The sequence below is a fragment of the Pseudomonas sp. P5_B2 genome (assembly GCF_056400445.1).
This window is the reverse complement of record NZ_JBFULH010001146.1, coordinates 1-944: the sequence shown is the minus strand read 5'-3', so window position 1 is coordinate 944 and position 944 is coordinate 1. Positions and strand designations below refer to the sequence as shown.

Here is a 944-nt window from a genome sequence, read left to right as displayed (position 1 = left end):
GCATAAGCCCCACCAATAGTATATGAAAATACCGAAGTCGAAGTAATGAGCAGGGCGACAAATACTAGTTTTTTAATGATTTTTACGGGCTGTGTTTATTTTGATATAGTTCTCATTTTCGATGCTCCTAGAGGCAATATTAATTTTATTTCTATGGCTCAATCTTAGACACTGCTCTACAGTTTCAGAACTGAACGTTTCAGATAACAGGTATGCACAGTGTTCAATCTGCGAAGAATTGATCTAAATCTGCTCCCGCTATTCGAGGCTGTGTATGAAGAGCGCAACCTCTCGCGTGCAGCGGAGCGGCTGGGAATGAGTCAGTCTGCGGTGAGCCATGCGCTGACACGCCTGCGTGATTTGCTGCATGATGATTTGTTTGTGCGTCTACCGCAGGGCGTCCAGCCGACACCTCTGGCGGATCTGATCTATCTGCGGGTGCGAGATTCGCTTGCTGGGGTTCGTGATCTGTTAGGAGAGACACGGATGTTCAGCCCAGCCACATCTACTAGGCGCTTTTACATCGCAATTCCACACCCACTAGGGCCACTGCTGGCTGAGCGCGTTCATCGCCAGTTAGCTGAAACTGCGCCGGGTATAATTGTTGAGTTCTCCACACGCTCTCTTCCGGTTGACCTAGTCCGAAAGATTGAAGATGGCCGCTTTGACATGGCTATCGACTGGGTCCTGCCTGACGAGGAAAGCATTCACGCCATGCATCTGTTCAGTGACCACATGGTGCTCGTGGCTCGGCGAGATCAGCCGGCGCTGCTAGCTGCGAATTTTGAGCAAGTGGTAAGGGATTTTCAGTTTGTCATTGTGCGCAATCGGATAGCGATGGCGGATATCTGGGTACTTCCAAAAGAACTGAAGTGCGTGAAGTTTGACTTAATGATGTCCGAACACCTGGAGGTACTGCTCACCTCAAGCAGAACGGATTATAT

General features: G+C 49.3%; 1 protein-coding gene. It reads left to right on the top strand.

Annotated elements, in window-relative coordinates; all coding sequences use genetic code 11:
• Positions 1 to 219: 219 nt before the first annotated feature.
• Positions 220 to 944: LysR family transcriptional regulator (locus AC1DRJ_RS29775; protein WP_477805279.1), on the top strand; the 725-nt coding region annotated here is incomplete at its 3' end.